The sequence below is a fragment of the Arthrobacter sp. TWP1-1 genome (assembly GCF_049897845.1).
Lineage (GTDB): Bacteria > Actinomycetota > Actinomycetes > Actinomycetales > Micrococcaceae > Specibacter.
Genome location: NZ_JAFCXC010000002.1, coordinates 151,121 through 174,299 on the forward strand (window position 1 = coordinate 151,121; position 23,179 = coordinate 174,299).

General features: G+C 57.9%; 24 protein-coding genes. 14 read left to right on the top strand and 10 right to left on the bottom strand.

The genetic code is table 11. The annotated features are described in order from the left end of the window. Positions 1-16: 16 nt before the first annotated feature. Entirely contained in the window at positions 17-1,681 is a 1,665-nt protein-coding gene (locus tag ACP7B9_RS03980) for an ABC transporter substrate-binding protein (protein ID WP_425860964.1), read from the bottom strand. Between the two features lie 193 nt (positions 1,682-1,874). Continuing rightward, positions 1,875-2,549, bottom strand: coding sequence for a DUF6766 family protein (locus tag ACP7B9_RS03985; RefSeq protein WP_425860966.1), 675 nt, complete (start codon positions 2,547-2,549; stop codon positions 1,875-1,877). Between the two features lie 157 nt (positions 2,550-2,706). On the opposite strand from ACP7B9_RS03985, the gene ACP7B9_RS03990 reads away from it, so the two are divergent. Then, on the top strand, positions 2,707-3,216 hold the full coding sequence (locus ACP7B9_RS03990) for a DUF6328 family protein (RefSeq protein WP_425860968.1): 510 nt from the start codon (positions 2,707-2,709) through the stop codon (positions 3,214-3,216). 125 nt (positions 3,217-3,341) lie between these two features. On the opposite strand, the gene ACP7B9_RS03995 is transcribed toward ACP7B9_RS03990, so the two are convergent. After that, positions 3,342-3,788 carry a hypothetical protein gene (locus ACP7B9_RS03995; RefSeq protein ID WP_425860970.1) on the bottom strand — a complete coding sequence of 149 codons (447 nt, stop codon included), beginning with the start codon at positions 3,786-3,788 and terminating at the stop codon, positions 3,342-3,344. A 914-nt stretch (positions 3,789-4,702) separates the two neighbouring features. Here ACP7B9_RS03995 and ACP7B9_RS04000 point away from each other — a divergent pair. From ACP7B9_RS04000 to ACP7B9_RS04030, 7 genes are all read left to right on the top strand, one after another. Further along, positions 4,703-4,969: a DUF7218 family protein gene (locus tag ACP7B9_RS04000; RefSeq protein WP_425860972.1), complete on the top strand. Its 267-nt coding sequence runs from the start codon at positions 4,703-4,705 to the stop codon at positions 4,967-4,969. 64 nt (positions 4,970-5,033) lie between these two features. Further along, a complete protein-coding gene (locus ACP7B9_RS04005) occupies positions 5,034-5,507 on the top strand; it encodes a hypothetical protein (protein ID WP_425860974.1) in 474 nt (157 codons plus the stop codon). Positions 5,508-5,633: 126 nt separating this feature from the next. Next, positions 5,634-6,086 carry a hypothetical protein gene (locus tag ACP7B9_RS04010; protein ID WP_425860976.1) on the top strand — a complete coding sequence of 151 codons (453 nt, stop codon included), beginning with the start codon at positions 5,634-5,636 and terminating at the stop codon, positions 6,084-6,086. Between the two features lie 155 nt (positions 6,087-6,241). Next, on the top strand, positions 6,242-7,192 hold the full coding sequence (locus tag ACP7B9_RS04015; protein ID WP_425860978.1) for a pyridoxal-phosphate dependent enzyme: 951 nt from the start codon (positions 6,242-6,244) through the stop codon (positions 7,190-7,192). Further along, entirely contained in the window at positions 7,189-8,829 is a 1,641-nt protein-coding gene (locus ACP7B9_RS04020; protein ID WP_425860980.1) for an FAD/NAD(P)-binding protein, read from the top strand. Before ACP7B9_RS04015 ends, ACP7B9_RS04020 begins: the two co-directional genes overlap by 4 nt. Positions 8,830-8,835: 6 nt before the next feature. Beyond that, the gene (locus tag ACP7B9_RS04025) at positions 8,836-10,239 is read left to right on the top strand and encodes an alanine racemase (RefSeq protein ID WP_425860982.1); all 1,404 of its coding nucleotides are present in this window, start codon (positions 8,836-8,838) and stop codon (positions 10,237-10,239) included. Between the two features lie 42 nt (positions 10,240-10,281). Then, positions 10,282-11,379, top strand: coding sequence for an FUSC family protein (locus ACP7B9_RS04030; protein ID WP_425860984.1), 1,098 nt, complete (start codon positions 10,282-10,284; stop codon positions 11,377-11,379). A 62-nt stretch (positions 11,380-11,441) separates the two neighbouring features. Here ACP7B9_RS04030 and ald read toward each other — a convergent pair whose 3' ends face one another. Continuing rightward, positions 11,442-12,560, bottom strand: coding sequence for an alanine dehydrogenase (gene ald, locus ACP7B9_RS04035; RefSeq protein ID WP_425860985.1), 1,119 nt, complete (start codon positions 12,558-12,560; stop codon positions 11,442-11,444). A 135-nt stretch (positions 12,561-12,695) separates the two neighbouring features. Here ald and ACP7B9_RS04040 point away from each other — a divergent pair, with 135 nt between their 5' ends. Beyond that, the gene (locus ACP7B9_RS04040; RefSeq protein ID WP_425860987.1) at positions 12,696-13,172 is read left to right on the top strand and encodes an Lrp/AsnC family transcriptional regulator; all 477 of its coding nucleotides are present in this window, start codon (positions 12,696-12,698) and stop codon (positions 13,170-13,172) included. A 253-nt stretch (positions 13,173-13,425) separates the two neighbouring features. On the opposite strand, the gene ACP7B9_RS04045 is transcribed toward ACP7B9_RS04040, so the two are convergent. Then, the gene (locus ACP7B9_RS04045) at positions 13,426-14,220 is read right to left on the bottom strand and encodes an SDR family NAD(P)-dependent oxidoreductase (protein WP_425860989.1); all 795 of its coding nucleotides are present in this window, start codon (positions 14,218-14,220) and stop codon (positions 13,426-13,428) included. 104 nt (positions 14,221-14,324) lie between these two features. Here ACP7B9_RS04045 and ACP7B9_RS04050 point away from each other — a divergent pair, with 104 nt between their 5' ends. Beyond that, positions 14,325-14,927: a TetR/AcrR family transcriptional regulator gene (locus ACP7B9_RS04050; RefSeq protein WP_425860991.1), complete on the top strand. Its 603-nt coding sequence runs from the start codon at positions 14,325-14,327 to the stop codon at positions 14,925-14,927. A gap of 81 nt (positions 14,928-15,008) precedes the next feature. Here ACP7B9_RS04050 and ACP7B9_RS04055 read toward each other — a convergent pair whose 3' ends face one another. Beyond that, positions 15,009-15,614 carry a TetR/AcrR family transcriptional regulator gene (locus ACP7B9_RS04055; protein ID WP_425860993.1) on the bottom strand — a complete coding sequence of 202 codons (606 nt, stop codon included), beginning with the start codon at positions 15,612-15,614 and terminating at the stop codon, positions 15,009-15,011. After that, positions 15,611-16,660 (bottom strand): saccharopine dehydrogenase, encoded by a 1,050-nt coding sequence (locus tag ACP7B9_RS04060; protein ID WP_425860995.1) that lies wholly within the window; start codon positions 16,658-16,660, stop codon positions 15,611-15,613. The genes ACP7B9_RS04055 and ACP7B9_RS04060 overlap by 4 nt, the downstream gene beginning before the upstream one ends. A gap of 131 nt (positions 16,661-16,791) precedes the next feature. On the opposite strand from ACP7B9_RS04060, the gene ACP7B9_RS04065 reads away from it, so the two are divergent. From ACP7B9_RS04065 to ACP7B9_RS04080, 4 genes are read left to right on the top strand one after another with little or no spacing between them, the layout of a single operon-like run. After that, positions 16,792-17,142 carry a PadR family transcriptional regulator gene (locus tag ACP7B9_RS04065; RefSeq protein ID WP_425860997.1) on the top strand — a complete coding sequence of 117 codons (351 nt, stop codon included), beginning with the start codon at positions 16,792-16,794 and terminating at the stop codon, positions 17,140-17,142. 2 nt (positions 17,143-17,144) lie between these two features. Beyond that, a complete protein-coding gene (locus ACP7B9_RS04070) occupies positions 17,145-17,501 on the top strand; it encodes a DUF1048 domain-containing protein (protein ID WP_425860999.1) in 357 nt (118 codons plus the stop codon). A 33-nt stretch (positions 17,502-17,534) separates the two neighbouring features. Beyond that, positions 17,535-18,368, top strand: a complete 834-nt coding sequence (locus ACP7B9_RS04075) for an ABC transporter ATP-binding protein (RefSeq protein WP_425861001.1) — start codon at positions 17,535-17,537, stop codon at positions 18,366-18,368. Then, the gene (locus ACP7B9_RS04080; protein ID WP_425861002.1) at positions 18,365-19,129 is read left to right on the top strand and encodes an ABC transporter permease; all 765 of its coding nucleotides are present in this window, start codon (positions 18,365-18,367) and stop codon (positions 19,127-19,129) included. Before ACP7B9_RS04075 ends, ACP7B9_RS04080 begins: the two co-directional genes overlap by 4 nt. Before the next feature lie 99 nt (positions 19,130-19,228). Here ACP7B9_RS04080 and ACP7B9_RS04085 read toward each other — a convergent pair whose 3' ends face one another. The 3 genes from ACP7B9_RS04085 to ACP7B9_RS04095 are packed head-to-tail and all read right to left on the bottom strand — an operon-like array spanning position 19,229 to position 23,175. After that, complete coding sequence (locus ACP7B9_RS04085) at positions 19,229-21,319, bottom strand: beta-galactosidase (RefSeq protein ID WP_425861004.1); 2,091 nt, start codon at positions 21,317-21,319, stop codon at positions 19,229-19,231. Between the two features lie 18 nt (positions 21,320-21,337). Further along, positions 21,338-22,237, bottom strand: a complete 900-nt coding sequence (locus ACP7B9_RS04090; RefSeq protein ID WP_425861006.1) for a carbohydrate ABC transporter permease — start codon at positions 22,235-22,237, stop codon at positions 21,338-21,340. After that, positions 22,234-23,175: a carbohydrate ABC transporter permease gene (locus ACP7B9_RS04095; RefSeq protein WP_425861008.1), complete on the bottom strand. Its 942-nt coding sequence runs from the start codon at positions 23,173-23,175 to the stop codon at positions 22,234-22,236. The genes ACP7B9_RS04090 and ACP7B9_RS04095 overlap by 4 nt, the downstream gene beginning before the upstream one ends. Between the last annotated feature and the right edge of the window lie 4 nt (positions 23,176-23,179).

A 23,179-nucleotide genomic window follows, 5' to 3' on the forward strand; every position in this document is an offset into this window, starting at 1 on the left:
TGTCTTTGGATGGAAGTTAGTTGGCCAGCCAGGCGTCAAAGAACGTGGGCGTGGCCACTGCCGTGGTCGCGCCCACATTCTTAAGCTTGTCTGAGTAGAGGAAGTGGTTCTGCTGGTTGTAGAGCGGCAGCAGGTAGTAGCCCTCAAGAACCATTTTCTGAGCTTGGGCGTAGAGGTCCTTGCGCTCGGCCTCGTCCTTGGTGGACCCTGCCTTATCAAGCAACTCGTCCAGATCGTGGTTCTTGACCTGGGAATGATTAGCGAAATAGCCCGAGGGTGCAGGAGTAGTCGAATCGGAGTGGAACAAGACGGACAGAACGCTCGGACCAACCTTGGTGTACGGAGCCGAGACGAGGTTGTAATTGTTCTTGGCCAAGTCGCCGTACCAGCTGGAGAGATCGAGCAGGTTGATCTTTATCTCGATGCCCGATTCCTTGGCGGTAGCTTGCATCTGCTCAAAAATTGACTGTTCGGCAGGGATCGACTGACTGGTGCTGACCGGGAAGGTCAGGGATAGTCGCTTGCCGTCCTTGACACGGTATCCAGCGGAATCACGTTCACTCCAGCCTGCGGTATCGAGAAGTTCGCCGGCCTTCGCAGGGTCGTACTCGAAGAGGGCTTCTTCAGAGTAGGCCAGCGGTTCGGCGCTTGAGAGGGGAGAATACGAGCGCGTGGCGGTGCCGAAGAAGAGGGAGTCAATGCTTGCGTTAATATTCACCGCGTGGATGAAAGCTTCCCTGACACTGGCGTCATCGAAGGGTGCCTTAGATGAGTTCAGCTCGATCCGGTTGGATGCTCCGGGGCGCGGTGCATCTAGGTGTTTGATGGTGGAGTTTTTGGCAGCTGCGGCGATGGTGTCCGGCTGGGCGTTGTCAATGATCTGCACTTCGCCGGCTTGCAGCGCCGCGTAGCGAGTTGCCGCCTCGGGAATGAACCGCCAGGTGATGGCATCCAAGTAGGCGGTTCCCGCATGTGCAGCCGTCGGGTCGGGGAGGACGTAGTCGGTGTTTCGTACCAGATTTACGGAATCTTGCTTCTTCCAGGACTCAATCTTGAACGGACCGGTGCCCACCGGAGAAACACAGTTTTCAGCCTGAGTGCGCTTGAGCGCCGTCGGAGATTCGATGGCCACCCACGGCATCGAGAAGGACTCGAGCAGGGAGTTGTCCGGTGTCTTGAGTTTGAGCTCGAGGGTGCGGGCATCGATGGCCTTCATGGAATCGATCTTGCCCAAAGCTAGGAATCCGGTGGAGGAGGCGGTGTCCGGATCCAGAAGATGTTCAAAGTTTGCCTTGACGGCTGCTGCATCCAGGGCAGTGCCATCTGTGAAAGTGATCCCGTCACGGATCGTCACCGTGCGGGTCAGACCATCGTCGGAGACTGTGGAGTCCTCGGCCAGCCAAGGGATCAGCTCGCCGTCGGAGTTCTTGGTGTAGAGCGTCTCAAGGTACTGGGAGGCAACGAGTGCCTGCGGGTAGTTTCCACCAACGTGCGGATCCAGGCAGCTTGGTTCGGCATCTCCCGAAGCGTAGACCAAGGTGCCGCCCGTGACAGGCGTGCCAGCGTCGGCGCTGCCATCCGGGGTGGGGGTTGCCGGCGTGCAACCAGCGAGAACGAGTGCCGCGGCCAAGGCCGTCGCGGCCGGGAAAAATCTATTAGCCAAAGGGCGAGCGAGCGTCATGAAGTTCTTCCTGCAAACCGGCGAAGGGATCGATGCACGATTATTTACCATCCGTTCCTCTCGACATGTGGCCTCGAGAAACGCAGTGGAGTGCACCGCCATCAACCTTAGCGTTTGTGGTGCGTCAGGCTCAGTGGCTTGTGGGGCAGATCATAGTAGCCGCCCTGAGAAGGTCCTAGGCAAAGCGGATTGACTACCCGGTGATTCCGGTGGCGTCGTTGGCGGCGCCGACAGGTTTGGACTCAGGGGATCCGCGTTGACGCAGGTAAATAGAAAGCACCACCATGGAGCCGACTGCTAGGAACTCCGATTGCCAGTTTTGCAAGGTTCGGTTCCAAAATTCGGGGGAGATCACGTATTGGCCCCAGGTGAGCGTTTCCTGCTTATCCTGAAGCTGCTCGGCGTTGAATGCGCTCACGCCCGCCACGGACTGGGCGAACCACGAAAGGAAAAAGATGGTGGACATGACGAGGAGCAAAGAGTTTGAGAAGAGCCATTGTCGCCAGCCAGAGATCCTGGCCCATGCAGGCGACTCGCTCGTGGCGAAGGCTCCAGTCAGCTGTTCCTTGTCGGTGCCCGTTCCAGCCTTGTTGAGTTTCTTGGACTCCGGAGACCCCTTCTGTACCAACCAGATAGTTGCCGCAATGTAGAGCAGGAACTGAAGATATTCGGATTGCCAGTTCTCCGCCACGTCCACACCAAAACTGGACGATGATATGTATTGTCCGAAGCTGACGGTGGGAAAACCAGCAGTGAGCTGCTCTTCGTTAAACAGTGCGTGCCCTGTGACCGCCTGGCCAAAGAGGGCCAGTAGAAATATCACGGCGAAGAACAGGCCAAGACCATTCTCGTGCAATGTTCTTTTCATAGGCACCCCTCCTAGCTATCTGTAAAACCGACGATCAGAATAAATACCAAGACAGCTACGATGCAGGCTAGGTACCCGAAAAATTGCCACCTCATGGTTGCTCCTTTCGCCGCCAACGCGTGTACCGTGTCCTAGTCAAAGCAGAGATGAGGCAAAAATGCAGCCAAAGGATACTGGAAATTCAAGATTCGAGGGCGGGCAAGCGGCAGATAGCGGTCGGAACGAAACCCGCAATGAGCAACGTGATCGAAACTGGAACGACCTGTTGCAAGAACTCCGGGTCATGCAGACTGGCACGCAAATTATTGCCGGTTTTCTGCTGACACTGCCATTCCAGCAACGGTTCAAGGAATTGGACCAGTTGGGCATTACTCTCTATCTTGCTCTGGTGGTACTGGCCGCCGTCGCCACGTGCTTAATGCTCGTGCCGGTCGCCATGCATAGAAAGTTGTTTGGCCTGCGAATTAAAGACCGCCTGGTGGAGTCCGGGCATAGGGTCGTTTCGCTCGTGTTGTGGTTGGTCGCCATGCTGGTGGCCGGGACCACGTCGTTGATCTTCTACTTGGTGCTGGGTGGCATGGCAGCAGCAATTACGGCGGGACTGTTTGCCGTGGGCACGTTGCTTGCGCTGTTGCTGTATCCGCGGTCTGTTCGCTCCCGGACGTAGCCACGCCAGGCCTGTTGAGGGCCAGGCGTGTTGAAGGGATTAATCTGCTTCAAAGCTCATGTTGCCGTCCACCTTAGCGTGTCCCGCTACTGTTTCCCCTTACTGCGTCCCCTTACTGCGGCCGGCTACAAAGGGTCGCCAGCCGCATCCGCATCAGACTCTGAGGAGAACGACTCGCGCTCGGGCCTCCCTGGACCGGAATTGCCCTCGTCCAGTGGTGCGTCAGTGGACGGGACGTCAATCGGCGCATCGCTGTCTGCTGCGGAGGTAGTCTCATCGGGCCCTGAACGGTCCAGTTCTTCGCGCAGCTGGTCATCCGTGCCACCTAAACGCCCAGCCCCCGGTTCGCCGTCGCTGCCGGTATCCTCTTCCTGGAAAAAATTCCGGTCCGGGGCGCCCAAGCTTTTGTCGTCTTGGAGCGCCTCCTCATCGCTTTCCTGACCTGCAAGGGTGGGATCGGGCGACCCAGGGTTGGTGGCCGCATCATCCGGCATTTCCTCTTCCGGACTGGGGGATCCGTAGCCGCCTTCCTCGGGTTCGCCGTGGTGACTGGTGGATTCATTGATGCTCATGATGTTCTCCTCTATTGACTGGATGGCTGGTCGTGTTCGGAGCTTCTAAGTTAGTTCTAAGTTCGGCGGGCCTGTACATAGTTCCTGTACGTAGTTCCTGTAGGGAGCTTGCGGGTGCGATGGACTTTTACCGTAAGGAAGGCGCGCCAATGATCGGAACGACATCCCGGAAACGTCTGTTCGAGCGCTAAATTACCGGGGGAGCTTCCGGGAAAAACGGGTCAGGGTGACCGGGGTAGTTCGGCTCTGGAACGGGGGCCGGAGGCGTATTTGGCTCGTCCGGCTGAGGCGGCTCAGGTGACGGAGGATCGGTGGGGTCTGGCGATCCCGGAAATGGCTCGGGCACGGTGGGCTGGTGTTCATTCATGGCTGTTCCCTCTCATCAGTGGTGTCTGTTCGTGGGTTCATGCACTTTCACGTGTGCCGCCCCCGTTGCTCAGGGGCCGGAACGTTTTCCATGCTAACCAGCACTCCCGGATGAGTCTAGGGTTGCCCGGTGGTTCTTTGAGCGGAAGGCGTGCTGGACCGGACGCCGCGCGAGGGATTTCTGAACCGTTTTTTGGGCATTCAAGGCCCGGAAATCCGCGGCCCTAGAGCTAAACCCAGGCGTCCGACGTCGTCAGTGTCATGGAAATTTCTGGCTGGCCTCGCTAGAGTCAAGATGACCGATGACGCCGGGAATCTCCGCGTGACACTTGCGGTGTGGCGTGCAGCCAGCTAGCGGTGGTTACAGTCCATCGGTCCAAGGAGTCACGATATTTCCCAATGCGAATGCGGAGGAGAAACTTTGTTTGAACACGTCGCCACTGCGGAAACTCGCCAGCGGCTCACCCGGCTCACTCCTGGTGTCGCCAGAAACTAGATACCCCCAGAATTCTCATTTTTCTCATTGAGAGGCACGGAAGGTTGGGATCATGCCCACGAAACGAAATCCTAGTTTGAAAGATCCAGAGATGTACGCGGCTCAGCGAGAGGATGGCGCATCTGAACAAAAGGCGGCCAGAATTTCAAACGCGGCGGCAAAACGTGGCAGATCTGCCGTGGCAGCCAAGGGCGGAAAATCAAAGGACTATGAGGAATGGACCGTGGCGGAGCTGAGGGGCAAGGCCAAAGAAATTGGGCTTACCGGATATTCGAGGCAGCGCAAGGATGAGCTGATCTCCTCGCTGCGCAATTCCTAACCCCTGCATCTAGCCCCCGTCTCTAGCAAGGCCAAGTTTTTGTGACTACCTTAAGGAGAACCAGATGGACAGCAACAGCACCGAACCAGTAGAGATTTCCACACGTATGCCTGAAGGTGAGTGGACCCCGGAGACGCTCGAGGAACTGACCGGCTCCTACGAAACCAAACTGCGCGAAATGGGCGCACCGGACGCTGAAATTGAGACGTCCGTTGAAACCCCGGACGACGGATCCGCCATGGTCAAGGTGAGCTGGCATCGTTCAGGGGTTCACACGTTTGCCGACATGGGCAAGAGCTCGGTGGACGAGGCGGAAAATTCGAGGGGACAAGGTGAGGCCATTCCTCTCGGCGAAGCAACGGATGACTCCAAGGGACTTGGCGCCCTCTACGGTGATGCCGAACGGTCCGCGATTGATGAGCCGCCCACTCGGCGCGCGATGGAAGCTCAAGAGAATTTGCCTGATCCCGGCCTGGTGATTTTCACCGATAGCGATGGAAAGAGCTACGTCGAAGATGTGGGAACTGCCAAGGAATGATCCGCCGAGTGATCCATCGAAGCAAATGAAACGAGAAGCCGTACCCGGAGTTGCGTGCCGCTTCGGCGATGTGGATCTATTTTGTTCTATTCTGTGGACCATGGGACTCATGACTGAGCACATCGAATGACTGAGCACGACGGACCCGATGCCGAGCATCAACGCGGCGATGGCGTGAGTGACGCAACCGTGGCGGCCTTGGGGAAACTATCTGAAGCCCTTGAAACCGTGGAGCACGCAAGAGGCCTGTTGTATGGCTTTCACCGTTTAACTGGAAGGGCAGACTTGGCCCTGGGGGAGGCCGTGTCGATGCTTCGTGATGCTGGCCATCACGAACTGGCAGGGAACCTGGAAAAACGGATAGTTGGCCGCAATGTCATCAGCGGACGCTGGACATTTCAGATCGTTGAAGACTATGACGACGGGTATTACGCCGAGTTCAAGGAAGCAGAGAGGCAAGTCCGTCAGGCCCTTGTAGACGGTAAACGGCACTTGTTCGAGGCTGAGATGAAAGAGGACCGCAGGACCCACGGGACGGCGAACCATGAAGCCGTGCCAGCCGAAGCACCTGATCAATGAGCATGCAGTTCCGCTTTTGCGCCGTTGAGGAAACCAAAAATCAGCCCCGACTGCATGTTATCGTCGACCCATTGGCGTGAAAGTGCGTCGAGGCACAACTGGGAGAAACTAATTTGAACAGTCAAGGAACGCTAAATCCGTGTGTCACTCCGACGGTGGAAGTCAGCCGTCTCTTTGAGCATCATGACATCACCATCTACGCCAAGCTTGACCTGCTCCAACTCGCTGGCAGCACTAAGGAACGCACGGCGAACGGGCTCATTGAGGAACTCCTAGGTTCGGGTCAGCTCCACGCTGGCGGAATGATTATCGAGTCAACCTCTGGAAACTTGGGAATTGCACTGGCGCGGCAGTGTGTTGTGCGTGGGATCAAGTTCATTGCTGTCGTCGATGAGAATGCCAATCCGTTGGCGCTGGAGCTCATGAAAGCCTATGGGGCAACGGTCGACCGTGTGGTGACCCCTGCCGCAGGAAACAAGCTCGCCGCGCGTCGCCAACGCGTGCAGGAACTACTGGCCAAGCACGCAGGTGCTGTGACCACCAACCAATATGGATCGCTCGCCAACCCCCGCGCACACTTTAGTACCACCATGCCCGAAATTGTTGCGGGTTCAGGAGGCAATCTCGACTATCTGTTCGTGGCCACCAGCACCACCGGCACACTCCTTGGGTGCCAGCAATATATAAGGGCACAGGGCCTAGACACGAAAGTCGTCGCCGTGGATGCCATTGGCTCGGTTCTATTCGGCGGCGAGTCCGGCATTCGTCGCTTACCTGGCCTCGGTGCCGGCATCCTGCCAGAACTTGCCTCAGCCGCAGAACCAGACATGGTCTTCCAGATCCCGGAAATTGAGATGGTACGTGGCTGTCGACTTCTCGCCCGTCGGGAGGGAATTCTGGCCGGCGCATCCACCGGTGCCATAGTTGCCGCCATGGGACAGTTGGTGCCAACTCTCGATGCAGGAGCCCGGATTGCCTTCGTGGTTCACGACACCGGTGTGCCCTATCTGCAGACTGTCTACAACGACGAGTGGGTTCGCTCCACGCTCAATGAAGAACCTGAGCTGGAGCGCAACACCGAGCCGAGCGATCGTTCGGAGAAATGATCAGAATTGCCGTGGTGGGCGGGGGACCGAAGAGCCTTTTTGCCCTCCTCGCACTCCACGACAGCCTGCCGTCGACCGCGGACTCGCACATCGCCGTCGACGTTTACGATCCTTCGCCGCCTGGTTCTGGCAGTGTATGGCGAACCGATCAGCCAGAGGTTCTGCGATTGAACGTTGCTGCGGGCATTGTGGATGCATCATCCTCGATCAGTAGCGAAGATTTCGCAGGGTGGGTGACCCGGACGGCACCAGAATCCCCTGGAGAAAAATATCCACCGCGGGCATTGGTGGGCCGGTACCTGCGCGAGCAGTACCAACTCTTGACCCAATGCGCGAACATGACGTTGATCCATAAACCCTTCGCCGTCACAGCCATTGAACGAGAAGAGTCGCATTGGCAAGTGAGTGGGACATTTGGAACTGGTCAGTATGAGGAAGTTCTCCTGGCTATGGGACACGGACTGGCCCATGATCCTCTCTGGGAACCGCTGCCGGGTGCGCTCAATCAGCACCCTCTCATTGGTGATTACTCCTCGCTATCGATGTCAGATATTCCTCCGGAGTCCGATGTCTGGATTCGCGGTGCTGCGCTGACGGCCTACGATGTGGCGCTGCTCCTTACCGAGGGGCGGGGAGGGTCTTGGCGGCAGTCGGAGAACGACGGCGGAATGGTTGAAGGCCTGCGCTATGTTGCCTGCGGACGTGAGCCGCGGCGCATCACCCTCACCTCCAGAAGCGGTTTCCTCATGGACCCAAAGAGCGAGACCGTTCCGGCAGAGATTTCCGCTTCCATGGAACCGTACAAGCGGCTGATCCGCGAGTGGGCAGGGGAGGTCCGCGCCACCATGCCCGACGACACTTTGCCCGACGGCGGTGTGAGCCTAGCCGGGCTGTGGACGGTTCTGCTTCACTGCGCCCAAGAATGTGCTCGAATCATGGGCTCTCCGGTGACGCCGCTTTCTCTGTGGCGAACCGCATTGACGGGACGGTCCGTTCAAGCTGGGCCAGACGGTGCGAGTGTGGCGATGCCTCTGGACGCCCTTGGGCATCTTCGGAACAGCGTCGCCGTGAATCACCGCAAGGCTCCACTCACCACAGGGTGGCTTTGGGCCAGGGTCTGGTCGGGACTTTATGCCGAGCTGGTACAGGCGATGGACCGATTACCACGCAGTAGCCAAGCGTGGCGGGAATTCTGCCGCGTGGCACACAACCTCGAAAGGTTTACCTTCGGCCCGCCGGAGTTCACAACTCATAAGTTGCTTGCCCTCTTTGACGCTGGGATTCTCCATCAATCAACAGGTGACGATTGGCCCACGGAAGGAGTCTTGATTGATGCAGTAACTCCAGGGCCTGGAGCCCTTCGGGTTGCCGGTGGCCGCCCCAACAGTGAAGTGATCGCTGGACTCCTGGACGCCGGCGAGGTCTTGATCAGACCCGGTGAGCGGGGTCTATTTACCGAGCCGGACGGAACGTGCCTAGCCAATGACGGGTCCAGAAATGAATCGTTGGCTGCACTAGGCCGCCTCACCGAGGACCCGACGTTGGGCCACGACACATTAAATCGTGGCCTCCATGGGGACTACCGCTTGTGGGCCCGCCGAGTCGCAGCCCTCATCACCGAACCAGCCGAGCCCTAGGGAGCCATGATGAACGAAAAAATGTACGGGACTGCCCGGTTGACTGCCCGACTGGAACCATGGATGGAGGAACTCCTCAACAGTCCCACACAGTGCCGGGAACTGATTGAGCGCCACGGTTCCCCTGTCAATGTCCACAATTTCACAGCACTGGGATCAAATGTCAATGATTTGCGTGCCTCGGCAGCGGACCACGGTATTGACTTTCAAATCTATTTCGCGCGTAAGGCGAACAAGACCATGGGGGCGATCGACGCCGCGATCCGCGAAAAATGTGGCCTCGATGTTGCAAGCCTGAATGAACTGCGCCAATGCCTTCACCGTGGCGTTCCCGCAGAGCGCATCATCGTCACTGCTGCAGTGAAATCCAAGGAATTACTCCAGCTGGCCATGAAATCCCGAGTGACCATCAGCATTGACAACGACGACGAGTTACGTGACCTGTTGGACCTCGCCGGTGACCGGGGCGATGACCTCATCGTGGCCCTACGCCTTGCCATCTCCCACACCTCGATCCCGCCTACACGCTTTGGACTCCTTGCTTCCCAATGGTTGGAAGTGCTTTCCGAAATTGAGCCGGGGGCGCGTATCAGGGTTGCTGGCATTCACTTCCACCTCAACGGTTACGAAGCGTCCGCACGCGCTCACGGAATTACCGAGGCACTGAAGGTTATCCAAGAGCTGCGGATCATGGGCCATCAACCGACATTCGTCGACATGGGGGGCGGAATACCCATGTCGTATCTGTATAGCGGATCGCAATGGGAAGAGTTTTGGTCAATCCTGGAACAATTGCCCGCCGGTGATGAGACGCTAACGTGGAAATCAGACAGGCTTGGCGTGTCCGGAGGTGCTCCGACTGCTGGCGTCTACCCGTATCACCAGGACCTCGTGAGGGGGCATTGGCTGACCCGGATACTCGACTTCGAACCCGAATCCGGATCGTCGTCCATCGCCTCCTCACTGCGGGCTGCTCAAATTCAGCTGCGTTGTGAGCCGGGCAGGTCACTGCTCGATGGGTGCGGATTGACCCTCGCTGAGGTCGCGTTTACCAAAAATCGCAGCGACGGAGTGCCGCTGGTTGGGTTACACATGAATCGAACGCAGTGCCGGTCCACGTCCGCTGACTTCTTGGTCGATCCGGTCCTGGTTCATGAGGACCCTGTGCGTCGAAAAAGAACTCCTGGCAGCGGATTCCTTGTGGGCGCTTACTGCATTGAGGAGGAGCTCCTGCTACGACGCCGCTTCGAATTTCCGCTGGGAGTGGGCGCCCGAGACATCGTTGCATTCCCCAATACAGCCGGCTACCTCATGCATATTGTTGAAAGCGCCTCACACCAACTGCCCCTCGCCGCCAATGTGCTGTGGGATGGTGCGGCCTGGCAGGGGGACGACATCGACAAGATGTAGCTCGTACGGACGTTGGACCACGCTATTAGTAGAGGGAGATCCATGGGTGAGCTGAAAAAGTGGGTGACATCATCTAGGGCGGCTCAAAGGGCCTTGCTTGCGGCCAAAACTGCGTTGGCAGTCGGCCTTTCCTGGATTCTGGCGCCATATATGCCTGGGGTTGTGGACGAATACCCCTATTACGCACCTCTAGGCGCTTTGGTCAGCATGTATCCCACTTTTATGGGTTCAGTGCGTTCGGGCCTGCAGACACTCGTTGGGCTACTCTTCGGGATCATGCTGGCCACGGGGGTTTTGCTATTGGGCACCCCCAACATCATTACGATCTCCGTGGCTGTAGGGCTGGGCGTACTTCTGGCAGGGCTTCCTCGATTGGGTGCCGGTCGTGAATATGTGCCTGTTGCAACGTTGCTGGTGTTGATCATTGGTGGCCAAAACGCTGAAACCTTCTCGGTTGGATACGGGGTACAAATGGCACTCGGAGTGGTGGTTGGATTGGCTGTCAATGTCACCATTTTTCCGCCACTGACGTTGGATACGGCCAGGGAGGAGATTTCCCGCGGCCGCAACGCTCTTATGACTCAACTTCGGGACGCAGCCAAGGCACTCGTTGAGGAATGGCCTCCAGAACACGAGGATTGGGCCAGTCGCCAGCACGACTTGGACGTTGTCATAGGAGAGATCCGCAGGGCGGTTGATGCAGCGGGGGAGAGCCACCGGGCCAACCCACGAGCCTATCGACGGTCGCGGCACCAATTTGTCGCCCAAACTTATGAGGATCTGGCCGTATTGGAGCGAATAACGTACTACATTCGCGATCTGTCAGAGGTGCTCGCCGCCGCTATCTGGGATGGTCCCCTCAATCTGCAGCTTAAGGCCGATCTGCGCGAACCGTTGAGCATATGTTTAACTGCGACGGCGGAGGTGCTGCGGGCTTGGGAAGAGGATGCTGCCATGGCTGGGATATTGGACTCGGCCGACGACAGCCTTGCGGCACTCAATGCCGCGGTCTCCACCGCTGCCGAGTCCGATGCTTCCGCCGCAACCTCGGGAGCAGCCGTGGCACTTGATGTACAGCGGATTCTGACAGCCCTCCGTCACAGACTGTTACCCAAAGACGATCCTGACCAGCCGGTTTGAGCAGGCCGGTGGCGCGCACCCAAATGAGCCCCAGTTTGGCTACGCTGACTAGGGCTCACGCACTAAGCCGGGACAAGCTCCTGCCACACAGCTAGTTCAATGCCGTGTGCGTTGCACACTGACGCATTCGTAACTTTCCCGCCCATGACATTGAGGCCTGCAGCCAGCGCTGGATCGCTCTCCAAAGCAGCTTTCACGCCAAGATTCGCGAGCGCAAGTGCGTAGCGCAGGGTCACGTTTGTCAGGGCATAGGTGGATGTGTTGGGCACGGCTCCAGGCATGTTTGCCACACAGTAGAACAAGGCGTCGTGAACTTTGAACGTCGGTGCCTCATGTGTGGTGGGGACGCTATCTTCGAAGCAGCCACCCTGATCCACGGCAATGTCTACCAACACTGAGCCCGGCTTCATACGCGAAACCAGCTCATTGCTGACCAATTTTGGAGCTTTCGCACCCGGAATGAGTACTGAGCCGATCACGAGATCGGCATCCACAACGGACTTGTCTACTTCGTAGCTATTGGAGGCGACCGTCTTGAGGCGCCCTTGGTACAGGGCATCAAGCTCCCGCAGGCGGCCGATATTGATGTCCAGAATCGTGACGTCGGCGCCAAGACCCATCGCCATCGAGGCCGCGTTGGTTCCGGCAACACCTGCCCCGAGCACCACCACCTTTGCTGGCCGGACACCAGGAACGCCGCCGAGGAGAATGCCTTGACCGCCGGCGGGTGCCATCAGTGAGGAGGCCCCAACTTGTACGGCCAGCCGGCCTGCAACCTCTGACATGGGAGCCAGCAGCGGCAAAGCACGGTTGGTGGTTTGGACTGTTTCGTAGGCGATGGCCGTCACGCCAGCTTCAATGAGCGCACGTGTGAGTTCCGGTTCTGCTGCCAGGTGGAGGTAGGTAAAGAGGATCAGGCCTTCACGGAATCGGCCGTACTCGGAGCTGATGGGCTCCTTGACCTTCATGACCATGTCTGCGCGGGCCCACAGTTCGTCGACGTCTGGGACGATCTCGGCACCGGCCAATGAGTATTCCTGATCACTGATGCCTGACCCAATTCCGGCGCCGGCCTCGACTAGAACGCCATGACCGGAGGCTCGAAGTTCCTGGACACCAGCAGCGGTGATGGCGACGCGGAATTCGTTGTTCTTAATCTCTTTGGGGACTGAGATGATCATGGTTGCCTTTCGAAGAAGTAGGAAATTTATGTCCCAAGAATGACAGTATCTATTGAGTCACACCATAGACCACGTAGAATCTACGAGAATGGAGACTATATTGGATGTTTTCTTCAGAAAGTAGGATGAATCGACATGCTCGAACCGAAGAAACTGCGGCAGGCTTTGGATGCCATTGATCACAAATTGCTCGCCCTCCTGGAGGAGAACTCGCGGCAAACGAATCAGTCCTTGGCCGATCTCTTGGGCATTGCGCCGTCGACCTGTCTTGCGCGGCTGAAGGCGCTAAAAGACGCTGGCGTCATTGAGCGTTTCACCATTGACGTTGACCCGGAAGCGTTGGGGCGCTCACTTCAAGCGCTCATTAGCGTGCGGCTCCGTCCAGGTGCGAGGCACCTCATGAAGGCCTTTGGCGAGGAACTTCGTGCCGTCCCTGAGATTTCACAGTTTTTCGTCCTAGCAGGAGCGGATGACTTCCTCCTTCACGTCACGGCTCGGGATACCGAACACGTCCGGCAGTTCGTTCTGGAGCATCTCTCGTCGAATCCTGCAGTAGCTGGCACGCAGACAAACCTGGTGTTCGAACATGTGCGGGGAAAGTCATTGGGCTAGGTCGTCACATTGGTTGTGGGTACCTATTTCACCGACAAGCTCGTGCACGTTGGCTTCCTAGCCCAAGCGCCGATGAAAGGAAGCTACGTGGCTAGATCTGAGGCTCGTTGAAGCCCCACCGCCCACGGGGATCGGAGTGCATTGGCGCCCGATCCCCGTCTGGAACTTTCGTGGCTCGGAGTGCTTCAAGGTCACCGGTAGTGCAAGGTGCCAAGATATTTTCGACTTGCTGAGATTGCGTCCGAGCGTGGGACTACTCACGTACAGCGTTGCCAGCCATGGCGAGGGAGACTTGGCGGGGCAGGCGCTGGGCGATGCCTGCCAGCATGCGATTGCCCAATCCTGAGACCACGCTTACAGGCGTAGTGCTGCGATCGAGAGCCCGGAGTGCAGTCTCAACGACGGCACTGGCGCTCTGCAGGCGACCCACCGCCGCGGCCTCGCTCCCGAGTACATCAAAGAACTCGGTACGGGTAGCGCCCGGGCAGAGCGCAAGCACGCGAAGTCCGGATTTCTTCGTCTCATAGGCGACCGCCTCAGTGAAACTCAGAACAAAGGCCTTGGTGGCCCCGTAAACAGCCATCCCAGGTACGGGTTGAAAAGCGGCAGTACTGGCCACATTGACGAGAGCTCCCTTCCCGGTGACGAGCATTTCAGGAAGGAAGGCTCGGGTGATGTCAACCAGAGATGCCACATTGAGAGAGATCTCCGAGGCGATGACCGCTGGTTCCTCCTCGGCTAGGGGTCCGCTCGTGGCGAAGCCGGCGTTGTTGATGAGTGTGTCGAGGCTAATGCCCCGTCTTGCGAGCTCATCTCGAATTTCCGCTCCGGAACCCTGAACGCTCAAGTCTTTGGGGAGAGTTGTCACGTTTATGCCGTGGGTGTCGCGAAGGGTTCGGGCCAGAGCTTCAAGCCTGTCCGTTCGCCGGGCCACCAAGACAAGGTTGGCCCCTCTGGCCGCGAACTGAGTGGCAAACTCGGCACCGAGCCCGGAGCTCGCTCCGGTAATTAGTGCGGTTGTATCGGAGTAGGTCATGGGAGTGCTCATGGTGGTTCCATCTCTGTCATAGAACGACTAGAAGTAGTCGCTGGCAACATAGTAGGCAGTGTCACCATTGTTGTCAACGACAACCGAATTGCTACAATCGAGATATGACAGATCAGCCTTATCACCACGGGAAGCTCCGAGAGGCACTTCTTGCTCGAGCCATGGATTTCATCGAGCAAGCGGGAGTCGATGGTCTCTCGTTGCGCCAGCTGGCCCGGGACCTTGGCGTGAGTCACGCGGCGCCCGGTAAGCACTTTCGAGATAAGCAGGCACTTCTTGATGCTCTCGCCCTTGAGGGCTTTCGTTCCATGAACACCCAAATAGTCGGAGCGGCTCAAATCATCGGAGACTACAGATCGCGTTTTGTGCGAATCGCTAAGGCCTACATCGAGTTTGCGATCGCTCATCCTTTGTTGTTGGCTGTGATGCATTCAACCAAGCATCACTCTGACGCCAGCGATGATCTGCGCAGTATCGGCGAGGAGAGCATTCGGGTCGCCCGGGTCATGATCGCTGAAGCTCAGGGTGCCGGTGAGTTAGGGGCGGGGGACCCGGAGTTGCTGGCGCTTGTCTGCTTCGTGAGCCTGCATGGAGCCGCCGTTTTGGCGGCCGGAAAGCTCATCGACGGAACGTCTGTCGAGGCACTGACTATTGCTACAACCGACCTTTTGTGGGCAGGAATGGCAGCAGGAATGCCTGCATTGTAGGAAGTTTGGTGGCGGAGGCTACGACGCACCATGACATGGTTCGTTGTCTACCCTCGCCTAGTCTCACCGTCGACAGTTATCTTATTTCGGCCCATGAATGAGGCCTTGAATGGCGCCCATCAATTCGTTGTCGGTCCCCTTGGACTGTAGGCCTGCAAAACCAGCGCTGACAATCACCGCTCCTTCGAGAAGAGCAACAATGGCGTTGGCCTTGGCTTGGTGCACGTTGGCAGCCAACCCGGGCTGCGCACGCCTGATGATGACTTCAACGTACTGCGCGTATTGCCTGTAGAAATCTCGGAGCACGGTAGCTATCTCGGTGTCCGATACCGCCAAGGCCCAGATTTCAACGTATAGCCGGACAGTTGCTGGATCATTTTGTTGCTGCATCATAGATGCGACGATCCTGCCGCTCTCTGTCCGGGAGATAGCTGTATTGTCGCCGATTTCGAGGTCAATTCCCGTGGTTTCACGCATCCACGCTAGGGACCGTTGAAGTACGCGTTCCAGCACAGCCCGCATCAGATCCGAGCGGGCGGGAAAGTAGTGCTGCAAATGGCCAATGCTGACGTTGGCGGCAGTCGCGAAGTTGCGCATCGTGGCATTGGCGTTGCCCGAAGTCACCAGTACATGTTCGGTGGCATCGAGAAGAGCAGCCTTTCGCAACTCACCCTTAGTCGCTGTCATGCGGCTTGGATGGAAACGTCGTGGGACTGCAGCTCGGCAAGGGCGCCAGCAATGTCGTGCCTGGATTCAGGGAACATTACGCCCGCGGTGGCGTCAGCGGCCAGGACTTGCTGGAGTCCAAGATAGCCCCCCAGCGCAGTCAGGTGGGCCTGGCCTGCGGGGTCAGTAATGGTCAACGAGCGGGATTCTTCATGACCCCGGGCGTCGATGCGGATGACGGCGCTTCCGCCTTGTCCAGGGGAGTAAAGGAGGGAGCGTCGCAGACCCGTCCATCTTTCGCCGCGACCCCAGCGAAAGAATCCTAGGGCCTTGGCGGCGAGCAGTGTCGTGGTTGAGGTGTTGGAACTAAAACCGATTCGGGTGGTGGCGGATTTCACGCCCAAGGTGAGGGGCAGTGTGAGTTGTTCCGGCGTATCCAGCAGGGCCACCTTCGTGCGATGTCCGCCGATGTCAACCCACTGGGCGTCGGAGAGGGGACTGACCATTTCCGGTTTCCCGTCGCGGCGCACCTCGTAGTCGTGGCCGAGTCGATCGATGAAGTCCACCGAATCCTTCCCGGCGCGATCATTGACGTCATACCTAATCGCGACCTCCACGTTTTGTGCGCCGCCGAGTTCGTGGCTTAAGGAAGCTGCCACAAGATTGACGATCCCGCCCATCCAGCCTGACGACAAGAGAACGGGCGCCGTCGGCTGGAGCACCGTCGCCACCGTTGCTGCCCGCATCATTCGACTTGTCCAGCGGGTGACATCCACGTACGGAATACCTCCGCGTACGGCTGCGCGTAGGACTCTATCTTCGGGGTCGTTGACCGTGCTGATGACGGCCCTGGGCGAGGCGGAGAAAGGTTCCTGGTCGCTAAGGTCCCAGCGTCGAACGGTGGCTCCAAGCTCGGCCGCAAGCGTTTCCCCCTTTGCGGGGTTTCTTCCGGTCAGGAGTAACGGCCATGAGGGCGCGCAGAGCCGTGCGAGTTCGCTGCCCACTGTGCCATAGCCGCCGACAATGAGGATGGGTCCGTTGGGTGAGTACTGCAGATTATCTGTCATGCAACAAATTTAGGTCAGGCGACCTATTAAGTCGAATCACCAAACCCTAACCTGACCCTGTTGCCGGAGCGCTATTCGGTGTTACTATCTAGTGGTAGTCAATATCACCAAGTAGTGAGAAGGGGGGTTCCATGAGCAAGCAAAGAACAGAAATGCTCAAGGGGACGCTTGAGGGCATCATCCTGGCGATTCTTGCGGTCAAGCCGGCGTACGGCTACGAAATTACGGCCCGGCTGCGAGACCAGGGCTTCTCCGAGATCGTCGAGGGCACGGTATATGCCTTGCTGGTCAGGATCGAACAGCGCGGTTTCGTGGACGTTACGAAGGTCCCCTCAGAAAAGGGTCCGCCTCGGAAGGTCTACTCGCTCAACCCCCAAGGGAGCGAGTACCTAGAAGAGTTCTGGAAAACGTGGAACTTCCTCTCGGAACGCATTGACCATCTCCACGACGTCATCAAAAACCCACAGAAAGAAGGAAAGTGATCATGGTTGCAGAATGGATTGAAAAGCTCACCGGATCGTTCGAGGACAAGAAGCGCTGGCGCCAATACAAGGCCCGCAAGGATCTGCTCCCAGAGAACTACCGAACCACTATCGACGGACTCGAGCGCTACTTCATGTACGCAGGGTCGATCGTCAAGGGGGATATTTTCATGCAGATGTTTGAGGACCTCATCGACCTGATCGAGCGCGCTGCCGCCGACAGCAGTCCCATCCGAGACATTGTTGGGGATGACCCGGTTGACTTCGCTGAAACCTTCATTGAGAACTACTCCGACGGCCAGTGGATCAACAAAGAGCGCAAGCGCCTAGCTGACACCATCGACGGCGTCGCAGACTAAGCGCCAAGACCAAAAACAAAGAGAGAAACGTTCATGACAACAGACCAGGCCCTCGAACCCGCCATACGGGTGGAGGGCATCGAGAAGTCGTTCAAGGACCTGCACGTTTTGCGGGGCGTCGACTTCACCGTGAAAGCCGGCAGCATTTTTGCACTGCTTGGCTCGAACGGAGCAGGCAAGACAACGCTGGTGCGTATCTTGTCGACCCTGCTCCAAGCCGATGCCGGTTCAGCGGCTGTCAACGGCTTCAATGTAGCCACAAACCCACAGGAAGTGCGGCAATCGATCAGCTTGACCGGGCAGTTTGCAGCCGTCGATGAGGTGCTCACTGGCCGGGAGAACTTGATCCTGATCGCACAGCTGCGGCACCTGAAGAATCCGGGTGAAATCGCCGATGAGTTGCTGGCCCGGTTCTCACTCACCGAGGCAGGGAACCGCAAGGCGGGGACCTACTCGGGCGGCATGCGACGTCGGCTAGACATTTCGATGAGTTTGATCGGCAACCCGCCGGTCATATTCCTCGATGAGCCGACAACCGGACTCGATCCGCAGGCCCGCATCGAGGTGTGGCAAACGGTCAAGGAACTAGCCAAGGGCGGGACCACGGTGCTGCTCACCACGCAGTACCTGGACGAGGCCGAACATCTGGCGGACCGGATAGCAATCCTGCATCAGGGCACGATCATCCAAAACGGCACTCTCGCCGAACTCAAGCAACTCCTCCCGCCCGCCAAGGTTGAGTATGTCGAGAAGCAACCCTCACTCGAGGAGGTCTTCCTCGCTCTCGTTTCCGACAAAGGGGTGTCCGACGGCGGATCGGACAATCGCGACGAGGGGTCCGTCCGCGCAGGAAAGGAAATACGATGAGCAACCACATCCTTGGTGACACCGCCGTTCTCACCGGCCGCTCGCTGCGCCACATCCTGCGTAGTCCGGACACCATCATCACCACGGCCGTCACACCGATCGCGCTTATGCTGCTGTTCGTTTACGTGTTCGGGGGAGCGATCAACACTGGTTCCGAGGAATCGTATGTCAACTACATGCTCCCCGGGATCTTGCTGATCACCATCGCATCCGGCGTCGCCTATACGGCGTACCGGTTGTTTCTCGACCTACAGGGCGGCATCTTCGAACGTTTCCAATCCATGCCGATCGCCCGGTCGAGCGTACTCTGGGCGCATGTGCTGACCTCACTGGCCGCGAACGTGGTCTCGGTGGCGATCGTTATCGGCGTCGCGCTCATCATGGGCTTTCGCACCGGAGCATCATTGGCGCTCTGGTTGGCGGTGGCCGGCATCCTGGTCCTGTTCACCCTGGCCCTGACCTGGATCGCGGTGATTGCTGGACTTTCAGCCAAAACGGTCGACGGCGCGAGTGCTTTCAGCTACCCGTTGATCTTTCTGCCGTTCATCAGCTCGGCGTTTGTGCCGACGGCGTCCATGCCCGGGCCGGTAGCGTGGTTCGCCGAAAATCAGCCGGTGACAGCTGTCGTCGACACCCTTCGGGCAATGTTCGCCCAGCAGCCCGTCGGCAGCGGAATCTGGATTGCACTGGCCTGGCTGGTTGGCATCCTAGCCGTGGCCTATGCCTTCGCGAACAGCATCTATCGCCGAAGAATCAGCTAACGAACGCCAGGCTTAGGAACAACGGCCCGCCTATCACCCTCGACAGTCGGTGGTAGGCCGGGCCGTTTCGGCCTCCAGTTGCTTCTCTAAGCGCGAGGACTAGATTTCCGCCAGGACTCTCACATCCCAAGCCTGCAGGTCAAGTACCGTACCCGCGTCATACGCTTCATTGCTGATGAGGTCCCGAACTTGAGCCGGAATAGTGAAGCTGCTTGGCTCCCACGACCAGTTGTGGACAAATCGTATTCTGGTTCCGTTGGCCGATGTCGCACTGGTTGACGTCTGCGATTCAGTAGCAGGCGACCAGTCTTTTGTGGCAGACTGCGAGGACATATTGACGGCCCAGGACATGAATGACTTTGCCAGCGCAGCATCCGGGACGGTTCCCACATAAGTGACCCTGCCGTTGCTGTGGGGGCGGGTGGTTATTGCCGGCCACCGTTCAAAATGCGGATGCTTGTACGTGGCGAGAACCTCCGCATCTAGTATTTGCAGCCCGTCGATGTACCTTGTTGCGTTACCTTCCAAGACTGCGTCGCCAGCGGACATGATGGGCAGTGCGGCGTTGATGGTGCTGAACTCGTCGTACCAAACTCCGGTTGCGTCGGAGAGAATGGCCGGCTTCCGGTCCGTCCGCGCCCGGGCTTCGTGATCCTCGTATCCGGTGCGGATACCAACGATCAGGTGTCCGCCAGCTTTGGCGTAATTTTCCAGCCATGCCAACTGCTCGTCGGTGGTGATGGAGAATCCAGCTGCGACGAGCACGGGATGAGCCGCCGCAAATACTGCGGGATCGTGGTTCTCAGTGAGCTGGGAGCCGTGGATGATGCGGGTTTGGAGTCCAGCGTCAAAGGCGCCTTGGTAGAAGGAATCAAAGATGGACTGGAAGGATCTGCGGTCGGGTTCGCCGTCGTGATTGAGTTGGGGGTACTCGGAAAGCGCCCACTTTGAATCATTGGAATAGATGATGGCAACATCGCTGTCCGGGGTCAGTGAGGCGACCAGTTCTCCGGCAGCAGCAAATTCCGCGCCGATCTGGGCCACCTCGGCGTAGACGCGGCCCGGTTCTCCGCTATGCGGCAGCACACCACCCCAATATGTTTCGGCGCCGAAGTGAAGAGTGTGCCAGTGCCAATATTCGATCATTGTTGCCCCACGGGAAACGAGCGCCCACGCAGCCTGGCGCCATTGGCCATCGAAGGCCGGCTCGTTGTTCCATGACATGCCAATGGCTTGGGCATTCGTTTCGGTGACAAGGAACGGTGCCTGCTTTGAGGCAAACATTCGATCTGCTGTGGCGTACAAGGACCACGTGCCCGTGGTTGTCCACGACTGGTTTCCGTCGTTGGTGACGGGAAGGGCAAGCTGGTCCTGCATGCGGTAGTAAGGATTGCCCGCGGTCACATCTAGGTGCTTGGTTAGTTCTTCGTCTTGGATCGTGGGGCGCTCGTAGGAGATGCAGGTGGTCACGAATTGTTCATCGTTGGAATACTCACGCACAATGTCCGCCTGCCAGCTGATGAACTTGGTGGTTAGCTGGGCTTGGAATCGGCGCCAGGCGAGTGCATATTGTGGTTGGGCGTTGGCGTCGGGAGTCCAAAGGTCAGCCCACGTGGACAGTCTGTGTGACCAGTAGGTGAGGCCCCATTCCTTGTTAAGCGCCTCCACTGTTCTGTACTGCTGGCGGAGGGCATCGGTGAATTGTTGGAAGACTCCCCGGTTATAGAAAATCTCGTTTCCGGGCTCGTTATCGACCTGAAAACCAATGATGGCAGGATGGTCGGCGTAGCGATCCATGATCTTGCGAATGATGCGTTCAGCGTGGAAAAGGAAGGCCGGGTGTGTGTAGTCAATTTCTTGGCGTACACCCCACCCCATGGGGGCACCCGTGCGCCGGTCAACATTGATCTCCGGGTACAGCCGCGCCAGCCACGGGGGTGCGGCGTAGGTCGGTGTTCCAAGAATGACGCTGATGCCACGGGCGTGGGCGCCGTCGAGAACGGGCAAGAGCCAGTCGAGATCGAAGACTCCGTTTTCGGGTTCCCACGTGGACCACACAGACTCGCCGACACGGATCACGCTAAAGTGCGCGGCCTGCATAAGATCTAGGTCCCGGTCGAGCCGGGGAGTTGGCTGGTACTCGTGATAATACGCCGCGCCGAAGAGGACACGGTCCTGAAATGAGGCCATAAGGATTGCTTGCCTTTCTTAGCCCTTGACTGCGCCTGCGGAGAGGCCATCAAGGAGTTGTTTGCGGAGGAGGAAGAAGACCAAAATAGTCGGTATTGAGGCGAGTACGGATCCTGCCAGGACTAGATCAAAGGAACGGTTTTCGGCAGCGAAGAGAATGTTCAGGCCAAGGGGAAGCGTGTACTGGTTGGAGTCTGAGACCAGGACAAGAGGCCATAAGAAGCTGTTGTAGGTCTGCAGAAAGCTCCAAACAGCCAGGGCTCCAAGGGAGGGGCGAAGCAGGGGTAGAACCAGTCGCCAAAAGATGCCGAACTCGCTGTTGCCATCAATTCTGCCGGCCTCGATGATTTCGTCGGGGACCGCTTGAACAATGTACTGCTGCATCATGAAGATCCCGAAGGCGGGGGCCACCCACGGAACAATCAAGGCGAACCAAGGTTCAGACAGTCCGGTCTTGACGACAAGGATGAACAATGGGACCAGAATTACGGCAAAGGGCACGGACAAAGAACTGAACATGATGTTGAACAAGATCTTCTTGCCGCGGAAATCGAACTTGGCGAACGCATACCCGGCCAATGAACAGACGAAGACCGAAATGATGGTGGCAATGAGGGCTGTGCCAACGCTCATGAAGAACCAGTTCCAGAATGGTTGGGTATTCAAGAGTGTGGTGTAGTTTTCCACCGTGAACGGGTTGGGGATCAAGCTAGGGGGAGAGGCAAAGATGTCCCCGCGATTCTTAAAGGAGCCGCTCAGGGCCCAAAACAAGGGTGCTACAAAGACAAGCAAAAGCGCTGTCAGTGTCAAGTACAGCAGACTGCGGCGGGCAATGAATCCGGTCCTGCCAGGTTTCTTCCTTCGGCCGAAGGATGACGTGACGGATGATGTTGTGGACGGTGCTGAAGTTGTTGTCATGACGTTTTACCGATCGACAGGGCGCGGTTAAGGATTTGGCTCAAGGTGAAGACCAGGGCAAAGAGGATGATGCCAGCGGCGGCGGCATATCCGAATTGTTGACGTTCGAACGCAGCTCGGAAGATGAACATGGCGACGCTTAGCGTTGATTCTCCGGGCCCACCCTTGGTCAGTAGATACGGTTCATCGAACAGTTGCGCAGCGCTAATGAAGGATGTGACGACGACGAATGCCGTTACCGGGCGTAGTGCCGGCAGCGTGACGGTCGTGAACTTGCGGACCATGCCTGCGCCGTCGAGCTCCGCGGCTTCATAGAGTTCGGCAGGTACTGCTTGCAGTCCGGCCAGGAAAAAGATGGTCAGATAACCCACCCAGCGCCAGAGCAGCACGAAGCTCACTGCCATCCGGGCAAGATCCGGCGTACCCAACCAGTTGATGTCGCCAACCCCGAAGAGAGCCTTCAAGACGGCGTTGAGAAGTCCGTAATTTGTGTCTAGAAGCAATGAAAAGACGAGGGCGATCACGATGGGGGACAGCACCATGGGGATGAAGAACGCCAAACGGAACAGGTCCCGACCCTTGAGTCCCTTGGCATGCAGTGCTTGCGCGATCATCAGGGCGGCGGGGACCACAATGAAGATTGCCACTAGAACGTAGACCAACGAGTTGGTCAGGGCCGTGCCAAAACTGGTGTCGTGGAGGAGGTTGGTGTAGTTGCGTAGTCCAACCCAGGTCGGTGCTCCCAAGCCAACCCACGAGGTCAGACTCAGTACGAAGGCTGCTATGACGGGCACAATCATGAACAGTAGATACAAAACGTAGAACGGAGCGATGAAGGCATAGGGGGCGATACGGCCACCGGCCTTGTATGGACGGCGCCGGATGGAGGGAGACTCCGTGCGTCGGGCGAGTGGACGTTCTTTGGCAAGTGTTGACATGGGG